At 47.9% G+C, this 15,601-nt stretch carries 9 protein-coding genes; 7 read left to right on the top strand and 2 right to left on the bottom strand.

The window, feature by feature from the left end:
- Positions 1 to 5: 5 nt before the first annotated feature.
- The 7 genes from DDR33_RS22865 to DDR33_RS22835 all read left to right on the top strand — a co-directional run bounded on the left by DDR33_RS22865 (position 6) and on the right by DDR33_RS22835 (position 12,940).
- Complete coding sequence (locus tag DDR33_RS22865; RefSeq protein ID WP_109418127.1) at positions 6 to 1,904, top strand: RagB/SusD family nutrient uptake outer membrane protein; 1,899 nt, start codon at positions 6 to 8, stop codon at positions 1,902 to 1,904.
- A gap of 67 nt (positions 1,905 to 1,971) precedes the next feature.
- The gene (locus DDR33_RS22860; protein ID WP_238387914.1) at positions 1,972 to 4,776 is read left to right on the top strand and encodes a SusC/RagA family TonB-linked outer membrane protein; all 2,805 of its coding nucleotides are present in this window, start codon (positions 1,972 to 1,974) and stop codon (positions 4,774 to 4,776) included.
- 24 nt (positions 4,777 to 4,800) lie between these two features.
- On the top strand, positions 4,801 to 6,507 hold the full coding sequence (locus tag DDR33_RS22855; RefSeq protein ID WP_109418126.1) for a RagB/SusD family nutrient uptake outer membrane protein: 1,707 nt from the start codon (positions 4,801 to 4,803) through the stop codon (positions 6,505 to 6,507).
- A gap of 30 nt (positions 6,508 to 6,537) precedes the next feature.
- Positions 6,538 to 8,013, top strand: a complete 1,476-nt coding sequence (locus DDR33_RS22850) for a DUF1735 domain-containing protein (protein WP_158280839.1) — start codon at positions 6,538 to 6,540, stop codon at positions 8,011 to 8,013.
- A 96-nt stretch (positions 8,014 to 8,109) separates the two neighbouring features.
- A complete protein-coding gene (locus DDR33_RS22845) occupies positions 8,110 to 9,810 on the top strand; it encodes a DUF6377 domain-containing protein (protein ID WP_238387913.1) in 1,701 nt (566 codons plus the stop codon).
- Between the two features lie 147 nt (positions 9,811 to 9,957).
- Positions 9,958 to 12,195, top strand: a complete 2,238-nt coding sequence (locus DDR33_RS22840; protein ID WP_238387912.1) for a glycoside hydrolase family 3 C-terminal domain-containing protein — start codon at positions 9,958 to 9,960, stop codon at positions 12,193 to 12,195.
- A gap of 91 nt (positions 12,196 to 12,286) precedes the next feature.
- The gene (locus DDR33_RS22835; RefSeq protein WP_109418123.1) at positions 12,287 to 12,940 is read left to right on the top strand and encodes a DUF1349 domain-containing protein; all 654 of its coding nucleotides are present in this window, start codon (positions 12,287 to 12,289) and stop codon (positions 12,938 to 12,940) included.
- A gap of 146 nt (positions 12,941 to 13,086) precedes the next feature.
- Here DDR33_RS22835 and DDR33_RS22830 read toward each other — a convergent pair whose 3' ends face one another.
- Positions 13,087 to 14,106: a TlpA disulfide reductase family protein gene (locus tag DDR33_RS22830; protein ID WP_109418122.1), complete on the bottom strand. Its 1,020-nt coding sequence runs from the start codon at positions 14,104 to 14,106 to the stop codon at positions 13,087 to 13,089.
- Between the two features lie 9 nt (positions 14,107 to 14,115).
- Complete coding sequence (locus DDR33_RS22825) at positions 14,116 to 15,594, bottom strand: RagB/SusD family nutrient uptake outer membrane protein (protein ID WP_109418150.1); 1,479 nt, start codon at positions 15,592 to 15,594, stop codon at positions 14,116 to 14,118.
- Positions 15,595 to 15,601 lie beyond the last annotated feature (7 nt).

The following is a 15,601-nucleotide window of genomic DNA, read 5'->3' as shown; positions in this document are numbered from 1 at the left end:
TTGTTATGGAGAAGAGATCAAACTTAAATATTTCGCTTTTTGCAGGCTTGCTGCTTTTGATCATGGCAACCAGCTGTACAAAGGATTTCCTGCAGAAACCCAAAGGTGGTGCCGTTACTGTCGACACCATATTTCATACCAAAGACCAGGCACGGTTTGCTGTGGCACGAATGTACTCATGGTGTGTAAGAAGCTACCTTCCGCAGGGGTCGACAGACCTCGCGAGACCGGAGATCCTCACCGATGCCCTCTACATTATCACTCCCGGATATGACTGGACTAACGCCGGTATTAACGCGCCAAGTTTTAAAAAGGGAAATATGGGAGCGAACAGCAATGTCGACTATGGCTGGGGGGCTGGCCGCGACGCCGCCGTAACCGGCGGAGCCTTCGGCTGGCACTACAAAGGGATCAGGCAGGCAAACCTGGTGCTGAAGAATATTGATATGGTAGTGGATGCCGACCAGGGATGGAAAGACGACGTAAAAGGTCAGGCCATCTTTTGCAGGGCCTTACAACATTATGAACTGTTCCGGCATTATGGCGGCATTCCCATTCTGCCGAATGCGTTAGCCGGCGATGGCAATATCAATATTCGCAGAAGCTCTGTTCAGTCGGTAGTAGACAGTGTTGTAAAATGGTGCGATCAGGCTGCAGGCCTGTTGCCTGTTACCCGCCCCAGCTCTGATTATGGAATGATCACCAGGCTGGCTGCTCTTGCGCTCAAATCGCGTATCCTGCTGTATGCTGCAAGTCCCCTTTACAACACGCCCGACAATCTGAAATCCGTTATATCGGCTGCAAGGTTCGGCGATCAGAGAGATACTGTGCTCTGCTATCCAGGCTATGATAAGGAAAGGTGGAAAAAAGCCTATGAAGCTGCATGGGATGTTATTCAGAACGCCTCTGCTGCGGGAGTTGGAATTTATAATACAGGCAAAGCACAGACAGATATCGGAACCGACAACTACGCCGGGCTTGGTGATTATGAAGCGGTCTGGAATGTATATGCCAATAAAGAATTGATATTAGTGAGCACCCGCAATCAGAACGGCGACGACTGGGGCGAAAATCTGACTGCCTGGGGAAAGTTTCTTTCATCCAAAGTAGGCGCCTGGGAATGGGGAGCAAAAAACAATATGCCGATAGAATTTATGCAGCTCTATGAAAAAAGGGACGGCACCAAATTCACGCTCCCTTCTTCAGGGAACGACCTTCCCGTAGATATCCGCAACTTCAACCTCGATCCGCGCTTTTACCAGACAGTTGCCTATGACGGAATGTTTTTCAGATCTGCCAGCGGGGGTAAATACGGGACAATCCCCTTCTACAAAGCGGGTGATGGTTTCCCCGAAGGCGCACTCTCCAAAAGTGATGTGGGCCCCGATGGATATGCATTAGATGTTTACAAGTTTGTGGCAAGGGTGGATAATGGAAACTGGAATCATTTTGCATGGCCGGTATTCCGCCTGGCTGAATTCTATTTAAGTTACGCAGAAGCTCTGAATGAATACAACAACGGGCCGAATACTGATGCCTACAAGTATTTGAATGAAATAAGAAGCAGAGCCGGCATGCCCGATAAATCAGGACTGGACTACCAGGGATTCCAGGCTGCTGTTCAAAACGAAAGGACCATTGAACTCGCCTACGAAGGACATCGTTACAACGACCTTCTCAGATGGCTGAAGGCACATACGGTCTTGAACACCGAGCTAAGGGGTATCGCTACCACCGCCAGAAAAGGTGCCGACGGCAGCCTGAAGAGATCGTGGACAATAGTTCCTTTCATGACGCAGGTATTTCCGGTTAAGTACTACTACCTCCCCTTCGTTTCTTCTGAAGTCAGCAAGAAATATCTGGGAGACGGAGTCTCATGGAATGGACAAAACCCGGGCTGGTAATCATTTATAAACTAAGTGTACTCACTGACACCTTGTTTCGGGGGTACATGGATCAATATTTATTCAAATGAAACATATAAGAAAAGAATATATCAAACTTTTTGCCTGTATTTTTTCATTCTTCTGCTTTCTCGCCGCCCGGGCTCAGCCTGGCTCCGATACCACTTCTGTTTCTGTTGTGAAATACAGAACAGGTGCAAGTTTCACATTAACCGGTGAAGAGATCCAGAGAATGATGGCAGGAAACCTCCTGAACACTCTCCAGGGAAGGATCCCAGGACTCACAGTTATGACAGGCTCAGGAGAACCCGGCTATGACAACCCGACCCTCTATTTAAGGGGACAAAGCAGCTGGAATATTACCGGGAATAAAGTGCTTATTTACCTCGACGGATACGAGGTGGACATGAATGCAATCAGTTCATTGTCGGCCTATGAGATCGAATCCGTCACCCTCCTTAAAGATGCCATCGCCCTCGCTCCGTTCGGACTGCAGGGTGGCGCAGGTGTGCTCTGGATTAAAACAATATCGGGCAATAATGAGAAAGTCCGGATTTCGGCTAATGCCCGTTACGGGATACAAAGTGCGATTGAACTGCCTTCTGCGGTGAATGCTTTCGACTTTACAAGCAATTATAACAAAGCGCTGGCCAATGATGGGCTGCCTCTGAAATATACCAACCCCGAACTGTATAAAGCGACCGACGATCCTTTTCATCCAAATGTAGACTGGTATAAGGAAACCCTGAAAAACACCTCAAAAATCCAGGACTATAACGTTTCATTCAGGGGCGGAAGTCCAAAAACAAGGTACTTCGTCCTGATGAATTATACCGACTTTACCGGCCTGTATAAGAATGCAGACGCCATTGATAAAGACTTTGGTACAAACGCACGTTACAACAAGATCAATCTGAGGGGCAATGTTGATCTGCAGCTAAGCAAAAGCCTTTCGATCACTGCCAATATCTCGGCTATCACAGAAGATAAGAATACTCCTGCCGGTTTTACAGCTACTGAGCTGTTTGACAATTTGCTGAAGATCCCGGCAGCAGCCTTCCCTGTTCGTAATCCAAACGGGTCCTGGGGTACCAGTTCAGCTTATAACTTTAACCCGGTGCAGCGGCTGCAGCGCTTCGGGATCTGGAACTCCCATACCCGGAACCTGCAGACCAACGTCTCCTTTACAGAAAAACTGGATGCTATCACAAAAGGTCTGGCACTAAAAGGAGGGCTTTCATTCAGCAACCAGTATGTAGGGTTCTACCAAAAGCAGTTCGGCCAGCCGGCATACGAGATCAGCAAGGGAGCAAATGATGAACCTCTTCTAAACGGCAGCGGCGAGGTAATCTACATCCAGAGGGGTACTATCAGTGAAAATATCAATGAGGGCGAAACCAGTCACTGGAACAGGACGACCGGCCAGGTAGGACTTGAATACAGCAGGACTTTTGGCAATAACACCTGGTCGGGAAGCATTTTGGCAAAGCGGCAGAACTACTCGAAAAACGGGGTGGTCTATGAGCTTCGAAACCAGGGATTATCGGGAAATGTGTCTTACGACTATAAAAAGACGTATCTGTTTGATTTCGTTGGCTCGTATATCGGGTCGACAGACTTCGCCCCCGGCAAACGGTATGGTTTCTTTCCGGCAGCAGGCCTCGGCTGGGTGTTGTCCAACGAAGATTTCTTCGATAAAAGCAAAGCGGTTAATTATCTGAAGCTCCGGGCCACCTACGGGAAAGTCGGCAACACGAATGAAGACCTGCGCTTCCTGTATCAGCAATGGGCTACAGGCGGCGGCGGCTGGATACTCGGCACCGGCAATTCATACAGAGACGGCAGAAAAGAGGGAGCCATTGCCAATCCGGCTGCAACATGGGAAGAAAAAACGACACTGAACATCGGACTCGACCTGCAATTATTTAAGAGGCTGACAGCCAACATCGATGTGTTCAGCGAAAAGCGATCGGGCATTCTCGAAATCCCCAGCGCTGATATCCCGGCCTTTACCGGGTTCTCGCTTCAGTATCTGAATACAGGGGAAGTAAAGAACAAAGGATTCGAAGCATCCCTTTCGTTCGACAACAACGATCATAATTTCAAGTACTACCTGAGAGGCTCCGCAGCATTTGCCCGCAATGAGATCACCAAACGATCGGAAGAAGCCCAGCCCTTTGATCGTTTATACACCAGGGGATATAGACTCGACCAGTTTAAGGGCCTCGCGTCCGATGGGTTTTACCAGGAAAGTGATTTTGATGCAAACGGAGCTTTAAAACAGGGCATTGTGGTATCATCCTATGCAACCGTAAAGCCCGGAGACCTGAAATTTAAAGATCAGGATAATAATGGAGTGATCAATGACTATGACATGGTACCCTTTGATTACGCCAGGCTGCCTGAAGTAACATTAGGCTTTAATCTTGGATTCAAATTTAAGGGATTCGACTTCGATGCCTACATGCAGGGAGTGCTCAACCGTACAGTAAGTTTGCTGAGCGATGCTTACATCTATAGCCACCCGTTCGTAAACAATAACAACATGACGGCTTTCTCGCTCAACAACTGGACACCGGAGAATGCCGGAACAGCTGACTACCCGAGGTTGTCCACTCTCAGCAATAAAAACAATGATCAGCAGTCCGACTTCTGGCTGCGCAATGGGAATTTCTTTAAACTGAGGAGCATCGAACTGGGATATACCTTACCGAAGATCAGCTCGGTTAAAAGGCTCGACAATGTCAGGATCTTCGTAAACGGCACCAACCTGTTTACATGGGATAAGCTGGAGGACCTGGAAGCAGAACGTTTGTCAATGGGTTATCCGCTGATGAAGGCGGTGACCTTCGGAATGAAAGCGCGGTTTTAATAATAATCTGTAACAGCATAGACAATGAAAAGAAATCATTATATAATAATCTCCTTGTTGACATTAGCTTCGGCTTTGTGTGCCTGTAAGGATGACTATTTAGATGTCAGAAAGATTGACGCCAACATATCAGTGGAACAGCTATACAGGAATTATCCATATGCACAGACCGCTCTCTGGAATATCTATAGTTATCTCCCCGACGGTTTCGCAAATTTAGATATGGAAGCCGCTACAGATAATGCGGAGAGCACCAGTGTCGACGCTATATCGCAGGCGTTTAACCTGGGGATATGGAACCAGTATACCAATCCTGATGGCAGGTGGAACATTAACTTTAATGGGATCAGGAATGCGAACCTTTTTCTTAAAAACAAGGAAAAAATTGATATCGCCTACATCAAGAACGGTGTCGTGGGAGTCGACTCTTCGAACTACTTCAATGCCCGTGATAATGTAAAGTACATGGAAGGTGAAGCGCTTTTCCTCAAGGCATTCTTTTACTTCGAACTGGTGAAAAGATACGGAGGAGTACCCCTTCTGGAGGAACCGCTTGATCCGGAAGATGCAGCAACCTGGAAAAACGTTCAAAGAAGCTCGCTGGATGAATCCCTGAAATATATTGCCTCATTGTGCGATAAGGCTGCCGCCATTATCCCGGCAAATCTTACTGCCTCCTGGTATGAAGACGGAAGGGTGAGACACGGGGCCATCCGGGCACTGAAAGCCAGGGTACTGTTGTACGGCGCAAGTCCCCTTTACAAGGCCAACGGATCCAGCATAACCTGGGCACAGGCGGCAAGTGCAGCCAATGAGGTGATCCAGCTTGCCAGGTACAGCCTCGATGCTTCGTATACGAAGGTATTCAGTAAAGACAATGCCGGCACCGCCGAGCTGATCTTCTACAGAAGGTATGGCGCCCTGAACTGGATTGAAAAGAACAATTTCCCTATCGTGTTTGAAAACAGTAACGGACGCAGTGTCACGCCTTCCCAGAATTTTGTGGATGCATTCGAAGTACTCGAGAAGGATGGTGCAGGCACGGTGACCGGCTCTGTTCCGTTCAATTGGAACAATCCTGCCCATACAGCTAATCCATACGCAAACAGGGACCCCAGGCTGGCGGCTACTGTCATCACCAATAACTCGTCCTATCAATCCACCACGATAGAAACATTCTATGGCGGAAACAGCGGGCTTCCCAGGCTGAATGCCACTAAGACCGGCTACTACCTGGCTAAATGGAGCAATTCTGCACTGAACCTGGTAACCAACACCACTTCCGATCATAACTGGATTTACTTCCGGTATGGAGAAGTTCTGTTAAATTACGCTGAAGCCATGTTTAATGCCTACGGGGCTCAGTCGGACCCGGGAAATTTCGGGATGACCGCTTTACAGGCCATTAACATGGTAAGAACAAGAGCCGGCGTTCCGGCACTGACAGCCGCCCAGCTTAACCAGGCTGCAATCGAAAGAGAGAGGAACGTCGAACTGAGCTTCGAAAACCATCGCTTCTGGGATGTACGCCGCTGGAACAAAGGTACCACCTACTTTAAAGCCCCGCTTAACCGGATCGATATCACAAAGAGTACTTCCGGAAGCGCAGTAACATTTACTTACACGGTAAAAAAACTGGAAGACAGGATCTTTGAAGAAAAGATGAACTGGTACCCGATCCCTCAGGCAGAGATCAACAAGACAGGATGGGCACAAAATGCAGGATGGTAACATAAGTAGCACGATAAAATGAATACAGACATGAAAATTCAGAGATATTCCATATCCATACTGTTTGCCGGTCTGCTGATGATCAGTTCAGCCTGCAAACAGGAAACGATAGAAGGCGCTGAGGCAACAGGAAATGAGCCGTTCAAAGTTTATTTCCTTAACGGGGAAGACAAGGGCGTTATCAATGGTATCCAGGATACAAAGATGGAAATAGATGTTGCTGCCAGAACAGCCAATTTCCCGGTACCGGTTTTTCGCGGTGGCCAGGCAGGCTCAGAACCCTTCACAGTTGATATAGCAGTAGACAACAGTGCTGTTTCCCCGCTGATTCAATCGGGAGATCTGCCAGCCAATACTGTCGTACTGGATGCCGGTGCATTCACCCTTGCACCAAAAGATACTCTCATGGTAGAACATGATATGATGAAAGGGAATGCAGTGCTGAAGGTTAAAATTGAGAGCCTGGGACAATATGCAGGCAAGAATGTAGCCGTAGGGCTGAAAATAGCCGGCACATCACGCTATTCTATTAATGAAAGTATGAATAAAGTGGTCCTTTACTTCAACGTCAGTTCTGTTGCAGGACTGGTAGGCTTCCCTTCGTCTGCATCGAACAACGGCAAGATCAATCTGCTCTCAGCGGGATATACAGTCAACCGCACAGCGGGCACTGTAGATCTCCCTGTAGCGGTAGAACGTGAAGGCTCTGCCAACCTGGGCACATTCACCGTGGATGTACAGACAGATAACAGCGCCGTTACGGATTTAATGCAGTCGGGTAAACTTCCTGCAAATACAGTGGCTCTGACCGCCAATGATTATACCCTTGAAACGAAGGTATCGCTTTCCAAACTTGGAAACGTCATAACCGGCAATGCTCTGCCCAGGATCAAGATTGCTCAGCTTAATCAGTATTCGGGCAAAAAGGCCGCAATCGGGCTGAAGCTGGCCAATCCATCCCAGTTTGCTGTCGATCCGGCAAAAGGCAGGACAGTCGTTTACTTCGACGTAGATTCTTTACTGGATGAGGTTGTTCCGCCAACCAACCTCCTTGTTCATTCGGCCTGGCAGGTGTTAAATATCTCTGCAGGCGTTACCTTTACGGTCAATTCCAATGGAAGTATCCTGGCAGAAGGGGGAAGCTGGGGCCATGCCGGAGTATTCCAGCCTATCCAGGTAAAAGCCAACAAGAATTATAAGATTGATATGAGAGTGGCTGGCAGCGGGGCTGCCGATACCTGGCTTGAAGTATACGTGGGTGCAACGGTTCCCTCACAGGGAGCTGAGTATAACGACGGAGGCAACCGGATGGGGCTCAACACCTGGTCCGGATGCGGCAATACACCTTTTAATGGGATGCTTTCAACTATTAAGTGCTCAGGAAGCAGCAACATTGTGAAGTTCAGCACAAGCGGAACGGTCTACCTGGTAATCAGAAGCGGTGGTGGAAACCTGGGAACAGGTGGCATCAGCATATCTGATATCGATTTCCGGAGGGTTGATTAACTGGTTTCTCAAAACATGCCCGGCCGGCAGGGGCTTTACCCTGCCGGCTTATTTGTATTTTATTATCTTTGCCTTTCCACCTGATTATGATGCATAGTGAAGACCGTCCGATTCGTACTTATTCTCTTGTTTTCTCTGGGAAAAGCAGCACTTGCCGAAGATAATCAACCAGCTATCATCGAACTGAACAAGGTACTTCAGCATAAAGAGATCTACTCCCGGATTAAGGAAAAACGGATTACCGCTCTAAAAAAGCTTCTTTCAGGCTCTCTCCCACCGCTCGAACGATATAATATCAGCAAAAGCCTGGCTGAGGAATACCAGAAATATCAGCTTACTGCCGCCATTGCGTATGCAGATTCATGCCTCCGGATTGCACAGACACTGAAAAGGGATGATCTGATCACTGCCAGCCTGTTACAGCAGTCCAACCTGTATTCCTCCACCGGGAAGTTTCTCGAATCGCAGAATATCTTAGAAAATATTAAAAGGAACACGCTGTCAAAGACCTTGCTGGTCCGGTATTACGAATCAAAGATCCTTTTCCTTGAGCACTACACCACGAATAATTATAATAAGGCATATATTGACCGGATAGGCCAATACCGGGATTCTCTCCTTAGCGTACTGAATCCTTCTTCGGTAAAATTTAAGCTGAACACGGTTCAGAAATACATCTCAGATAAAAAGCTGGAAGAAGCTCAGGACCAGATCCGTAAGCTGCTGGGCGAAGCTAAAAGAAACTATGCAGACTACGCAATGGCCACCTATGTGCTTGCCACCATCTATCACACAAAGGGAAAGATGGATAGTGCGAATCATTATTATGCTATATCGGCTATTACAGATATTAAAAACGCGATCAAAGATCATGCATCCCTGCAAAACCTGGCAATCATATTTTATTACAACGGCGATATAGACCGCGCGTCTGCCTACACCCGTTCGGCCATTGACGACGCAATCTTTTGTGATGTTAAATTCCGCACCCTCAGGATGTCAGAATTATACACCATCATCAACACCGCATATCTGGAAAAAGAAGCAAAGCAAAAGAACCAGCTTCAGCTCTATCTTGTACTGATCAGCATACTGTCTGCCATTCTCACCGCTGCCATCATCTATGTATACCTTCAGATGAAAAAGGTATCCCGTATAAAAGAAGAACTGCATGCTACCGGTCTGCAGCTGGCAGATCTGAACCGGCAGCTAAGTCAGACGAACCTGCACCTCAGCGAGGTAAATGCCCAGTTATCTGAATCCAACCAGGTGAAAGAGGTGTACATTGCTCAATTCTTTGACCTCTGCTCCACTTATATCAATAAGCTGGAAGATTACCGGAAAACACTCAATAAAGTAGCAACAGAAAGGCGGATGGAGACTCTTTTAAAGATGCTTCGCTCGAATACCCTTGTCGAGAACGAGATTGAAGAACTCTACCAGGTATTTGACAATATCTTCCTCAATCTCTATCCTCAATTTATCCGCGAATTCAATAATCTTCTGCTTCCTGACGAACAGGTCGCTCCAAAACCGGGAGAACTGCTCAATACCGAACTCCGGATATTCGCCCTCGTCCGTCTGGGTATTACAGACAGTGTCAAAATCGCTGCATTCCTCCGCTATTCTCTCAGTACAATTTATAACTACAGAACAAAGGCGAGGAACAGGGCCAGGGTACCCCGTGAAGACTTTGAGAAACGGGTAATGACCATCGGATCACTATCAGAAAGCGTTGATTCCGCTCACAAATCCACTACTTTTTCCACTGAAACAAACAACAATAAACCACTGTAAAACAACACACTACAACTTAAAAACACTACTTTTTTCATACTTCACATTTTCTGATCCCCCGCTCCTGTTAACTTTACATTCTGAAAGAATAAACGGCTTGTTTAGCCGGCCAAATATGTAAATCTATAAATCATGTACTGTTCAATTATGAAAAAAATGTACGCCAGAGCCTGCACCATCTGCAGTCTCCTTGTCGTCACCATCACGCTAAGTTTCCAGCAGGCAACTGCTCAAAGCCAGCTCCCTGTTTATCTTGATGACAGTAAACCCATCGATGCCCGAATTGAGGACGCACTGAGTAAAATGACACTCAAAGAAAAGATTGCCATTATCCATGCTCAATCGAAATTCAGTTCTCCCGGAGTACCCCGGCTCGGCATCCCTGATAACTGGGCAACCGACGGGCCTCATGGCATCCGTCCTGAAGTATTGTGGGACGAATGGTCTCAGGCTGGCTGGACGAATGACTCATGTACAGCATTCCCTGCACTTACCTGCCTGGCCGCTACCTGGAATAAGGATATGGCGGGCCTGTATGGAAAATCACTGGGGGAAGAAGCCCGGTACCGGAACAAGAATATCCTGCTGGGGCCCGGTGTAAACATCTACCGGAGTCCTCTCAACGGCCGTAACTTTGAATATATGGGAGAAGATCCCTTCCTCTCTTCGAAGATGGTCGTTCCCTACATTAAAGGGGTACAGCAAAACGGCGTAGCTGCCTGCGTAAAGCATTTTGCTCTCAACAACCAGGAAACAAACCGTCACGGCTATAATGTAAACGTCGACGACCGCACTCTTTACGAAATTTACCTGCCCGCTTTCAAAGCAGCCGTACAGGAAGGAGATGCATGGTCTATCATGGGGTCTTACAACCTGTATAAAGGACAGCATTGCTGCCACAATGAATACCTGCTGAATGACATCCTGCGCAAGGAATGGGGCTTTAAGGGGGTTGTGGTATCCGACTGGGGTGGTGTTCACGATACACGCCAGGCGATATTCAATGGCCTCGACCTTGAATTCGGATCCTGGACAAACGGGCTCACCGAAGGAAAGAGCAGCGCTTACGACAACTATTACCTCGCCAATCCTTACCTGAAGCTCATCAATTCAGGCCAGGTAGGCACCAAAGAACTGGATGAAAAAGTACGTCGTCTCCTCCGCTTGTCGTTCCTCACCACCATGAATAAGAACCGCCCTTACGGATCTTTCGCAACGGAAGAACACGCACTGGCAGCACGCAAAATAGCGGCTGAAGGAATTGTCCTGCTGAAGAACAAAGGCAACGTACTGCCAGTGAATTTAAGTAAAGTAAAAAGGATCGCAGTAATCGGTGAAAACGCCATAAAAATGATGACCGTTGGCGGAGGGAGTTCTTCACTGAAGGCCCGCTACGAAATTTCACCGCTTGAAGGCTTAAAAAACAGAATTGGCAAGCAAGCTGAGATCGTCTTTGCACGGGGTTATGTAGGAGATACTACCGGCAACTATAACGGGGTAGCTACCGGGCAAAACCTGGCAGATAAGCGCCCTGCTTCCGAAATCCTGGCAGAAGCCGTTGCCACAGCAAAAAATGCTGATCTGGTAATATTCTTCGGAGGTCTCAACAAAAGCGACTTCCAGGATTCTGAAGGCAATGACCGCAAGAGCCTCGGACTGCCTTACAACCAGGACGCCGTGATCAGCGAATTGGCGAAGGTGAACAAGAACCTGGTCGTAGTGAACATTTCGGGAAATGCAGTAGCAATGCCATGGGTTGACAAAGTTCCTGCCATTGTACAGGGCTGGTTCCTTGGCTCCGAAACCGGAAACGCCATTGCTTCGGTACTGACAGGCGATGTAAATCCTTCCGGAAAACTGCCTTTCACATTCCCTGTAAAATTAACAGATAATGGCGCTCACAACGCAGGCGAATTCCCCGGCGACAAGGAAATCACCTATAAAGAAGGAATTTTTGTTGGATACCGCTGGGCTGAAGCAAAAAAGGTGAAGCCTTTGTTTGCCTTCGGCCACGGCCTGAGCTACACATCGTTCCAGTACGGAAAAGTGAAAGCTGATAAAAACACCATCTCCCCTTCCGATAAAATCACCTTCTCTGTAGATGTGAAAAATACCGGATCAAGGGAAGGAGAAGAAATTGTACAGCTTTATATCAGCGACCTTAAATCAAGCGTCGCCCGCCCGGTAAAAGAACTGAAAGGATTTGAGAAAGTATCCCTCAAACCAGGCGAGCAGAAAACAGTGTCTTTCACGATAGACAAATCTGCATTAAGCTTCTTTGATGCCGCTAAACACGAATGGGTAGCCGAACCAGGAGATTTTGAAGCCGTCATCGGAGCATCATCCTCCGATGTCAGAACCAAAACAGGGTTCAGGCTAAATTAAAGAAGAAGCCGGGTGAAAACATCACCCGGCTTTTTTTGTCAGCGTCATTTTATTACCTTCACTGCACATCAAAAAAGCTAAATATATCAGAATGAAACCACTCTTCTTTCTCTTCAGCATTGCTGTTTCTCTTCATCTTAACACAGTAAAGGCCCAGACTTTAGAAAAAATGCAATGGTACAATGAACCGGAAAAATGGGAAGTGAAAAACAACGCACTGACCATGACCGTTACGCCCAAAAGCGATTACTGGCGCATATCCCATTATGGCTTCACAGTCGATGACGCCCCCTTCTATTACACCACTTACGGCGGAGAGTTTGAAGCAAAAGTAAAACTTACAGGAGCTTATAAAGCCCGTTTTGACCAGATGGGTCTGATGATCAGGACTGACCATAAGAACTATATCAAGACCGGGGTAGAATTTGTAGACGGGAAGTTTAACGTCAGCACCGTCGTCACTCACGAAAAGAGCGACTGGAGTGTAACGACACTCGACAAGGCGCCTCCATTCATCTGGATCAAAGTAGTCCGCCGCCTCGATGCCATCGAGATCTTCTATTCGCTGGACGACAAAAACTATATCATGACCAGGAATGCCCCCCTCCAGGACAATACTCCTGTAATGGTGGGTTTAATGGCTGCCTGTCCTGATGGCGACGGCTTTGTTGCCAAATTCGAGAACTTTACTGTAAAACATTTACCGGATCAGCGCAGGCTGGAATGGCTGAAGGCGCATCAGTAAGTTTTTAAATTAAACGATAACAGAGGGTGTCAGGATGAGCGTAATCCACTTTTCCCGGGACACCCTGTGTTTGATCATGACATTCACCAATCCTACAGCCGATGAATTTCCGGGGTGGACTGGTTGGTGATGCCTTGTCATACTTCCTATTGAGAAGCCCCGCTTCCCACTGAAGCCGAACCACTCAGAAGCTCCGCAAGCTTTTCATCCAGATCCTTCCCCCTCAGGTTCCGGGCGATGATGACTCCTTTCGGGTCAATCAGAAAGTTGGCAGGAATAGCCCTCACGCCATACAGCTTTGCAGGGGCGCTGTTCCAGAAAGCCAGGTCTGAAACATGCGTCCAGGTCAATTGATCATCCGCAATGGCCTTTACCCAGCTTTCCTTCGTTTTATCCAGTGAAACACCCAGCACATCAAATCCCTTGTCTTTGTATTTGTTATAGGCAGCTACAACATGGGGGTTCTCCCGGCGGCATGGACCGCACCAACCGGCCCAGAAGTCAACAAGAAGGTATTTACCGAAATGATCCGACAGCTTCACCGGCTTTCCGTCCGGATCGTTCGCTGTAAAATCAATCGCTTTATTGCCCACTCCTACCCTGCTCAATACAGGGATCAGCTCTTTCAATACCGACACATATTGTGTTTTCTGAAGCGCCGGAGCCAGCAAATTGATATTCGACTGGATCTGGTCAGCCGTCAGCCGGTAAGAAAAATCGCGGTACAAAACATATGCAGAGACAATGGACGAGGGGTTCTGCTTAATAAACTCATCGATCTTTACCTCCCTCTGGTTCTCTTTGTATGCAGTAAAGATATCCTGGGCTTTTGATCCGCTTACTTTAGAATTCCTGTAGTAAGATGCAGAATCGAGACTGACAGACACAGGAACGTTCTCAAGAAAAATATAGAAAGGGTTTTTGTTCCTGTCCAGCGTCAGTCCGTAAAGCTCCGGCAGCTTCACCTTAGTTGCGAAGCTGAACCTGCCGTCTTTAATGCTGGCAGAATCGATTGTGAAGAACATTTTATTCTCAAATTTCTGAAGGTATACTTTACCCTCTTTTATACCCAAAGTGGTCCCCTTAAGCTGAAGGGGACTGCTTGTTTGGCCAGATACGGTAGTGCCAAGCAAAACGGCTGTCGTGAATAATACGAAAGATTTCATCTCTTTTACTTATAGATTGGGGTTTGTCTTAATTTCATTATCAGGGATCGGGAACAAATAATAGGGACTATTAGGAACGAGGCTGGTTCCGTCGGTAAACTTGATAACGTAGTGCCCCTTGATCAGTACATTCGTTCCATTTACAAGAAAGGTCTCTGTCGATTCCTTCCGTACCGGGGCCCTTTGCAGGCGGAGCAGGTCGGGCAGACGGAAGCCTTCTCCCCATAATTCCCGGCGCCGTTCGGTCAGGATCTCCTCTATGAGTGCAGTTTCAGTAAAGTCTGCGGCTGACAGGGTAGCCAGGCCTCTCTTCACGCGAAGTTCGTTGAGGGCCGATACTGCTCCCTGAGGATCATGAAGCCGCGCCTTGCTTTCCGCTTCTATCAACGCCATTTCAGAAGATCTCATCAAAACGATGTGGGCGGACTTGTCCGTCTTGTTCACAAACTTCTTGTATTTGATCCAGCGGTACATAGGGTCGGAGGAACTGGTTACCACCTCGAATAAACTCTTCCTGATATCTCCGTCGGCGAAAAGGTTCCGGAAATAAGGATCCGGCATGATGCTGCGGTAGCCGGTGCTTGGCGTAACGTCGATGTAAGCAAAGTAGGAGGCGCCGCCCAGGTTTTGATCTGCCGTCTGCGGATGTCCCCAGATCCATTCTGTGTTCGACACATCGTTGAAACCTTGCAGATACTGCTGTGCCTCCATGATCGGGTAGCCGGTCCTGGCCTGGCGCGCTTTTTCCGCGGCGGCGGTCCAGTTCTCCATCGTCAGGTAAGTACGGGCGAGAAGCCCCCTCACGACATTTACATCCGGGCGGTTCTTCACCGACCTGACAAAGCCATTCAGCAGACTTTCTGCCTGGGTAAGGTCTGAGATCACCTGCTGGTACACCTGTTCCACAGTAGCCCTCGGCTTCGGCTGGGAAGCCGGGCTGGTTGGCTCGGTATATACCGGCACGGCCTTTGCATTTTTATCTTTTGCATACGTAAACTGGTATTGCCGTACAAGATTGAGATACACAAATCCCCTTAGAGCCAGGGCCTGCCCTTTCAGATAGTTCTTCTCGGCATCCGTTCCCACAGCAGCATCGGTATTCGCCAGGATATTATTACAGTTGTCGATCACCTTATACTGGAGTGTCCAGAAAAACAAAGCCCTCCTGGTAGTATTATCGTAGGGATCCTTATAAGGATAAGAATCGCGGAAGCCATACACGCCATCGCGGGCAATGGCGTCATCGCCCATTACCTCCTGAGTAAGAATGATAGCCCCCAGACCCGGATTGTCCTGCGAAGTGCTCGACTCCATCAGGTAGCGGAGGGTACCGTTCACCAGGGCATCGATGTTCTTGGTGGAAGCAAAAGTTTCATCTCCTGTAAGGTCCCCCGCAGGCGACGTCTCGAAGAAAGAGTCGCTGCAGGAGCTTACTGAGAGCGATAAGGTGATAAGGGCAGAATAAAGAAATATTTTAAAAGCTTTCATCTCGCTG

It is taken from the genome of Pararcticibacter amylolyticus (assembly GCF_003130405.1).
In the GTDB taxonomy this organism is placed as follows: domain Bacteria; phylum Bacteroidota; class Bacteroidia; order Sphingobacteriales; family Sphingobacteriaceae; genus Arcticibacter; species Arcticibacter amylolyticus.
Note: the sequence above shows the minus strand (reverse complement) of the source record. Positions and strands in the feature narration are given on the sequence as shown.

What these genes read in the sequence shown, in the direction of transcription:
- DDR33_RS22855 (WP_109418126.1), top strand. Translation starts at nt 4,801, where the DNA reads ATGAAAAGAAATCATTATATAATAATCTCCTTGTTGACATTAGCTTCG.
- DDR33_RS22840 (WP_238387912.1), top strand. Translation starts at nt 9,958, where the DNA reads ATGAAAAAAATGTACGCCAGAGCCTGCACCATCTGCAGTCTCCTTGTC.
- DDR33_RS22825 (WP_109418150.1), bottom strand. Translation starts at nt 15,594, where the DNA reads ATGAAAGCTTTTAAAATATTTCTTTATTCTGCCCTTATCACCTTATCG.
- DDR33_RS22835 (WP_109418123.1), top strand. Translation starts at nt 12,287, where the DNA reads ATGAAACCACTCTTCTTTCTCTTCAGCATTGCTGTTTCTCTTCATCTT.
- DDR33_RS22860 (WP_238387914.1), top strand. Translation starts at nt 1,972, where the DNA reads ATGAAACATATAAGAAAAGAATATATCAAACTTTTTGCCTGTATTTTT.
- DDR33_RS22830 (WP_109418122.1), bottom strand. Translation starts at nt 14,106, where the DNA reads ATGAAATCTTTCGTATTATTCACGACAGCCGTTTTGCTTGGCACTACC.
- DDR33_RS22865 (WP_109418127.1), top strand. Translation starts at nt 6, where the DNA reads ATGGAGAAGAGATCAAACTTAAATATTTCGCTTTTTGCAGGCTTGCTG.
- DDR33_RS22850 (WP_158280839.1), top strand. Translation starts at nt 6,538, where the DNA reads ATGAAAATTCAGAGATATTCCATATCCATACTGTTTGCCGGTCTGCTG.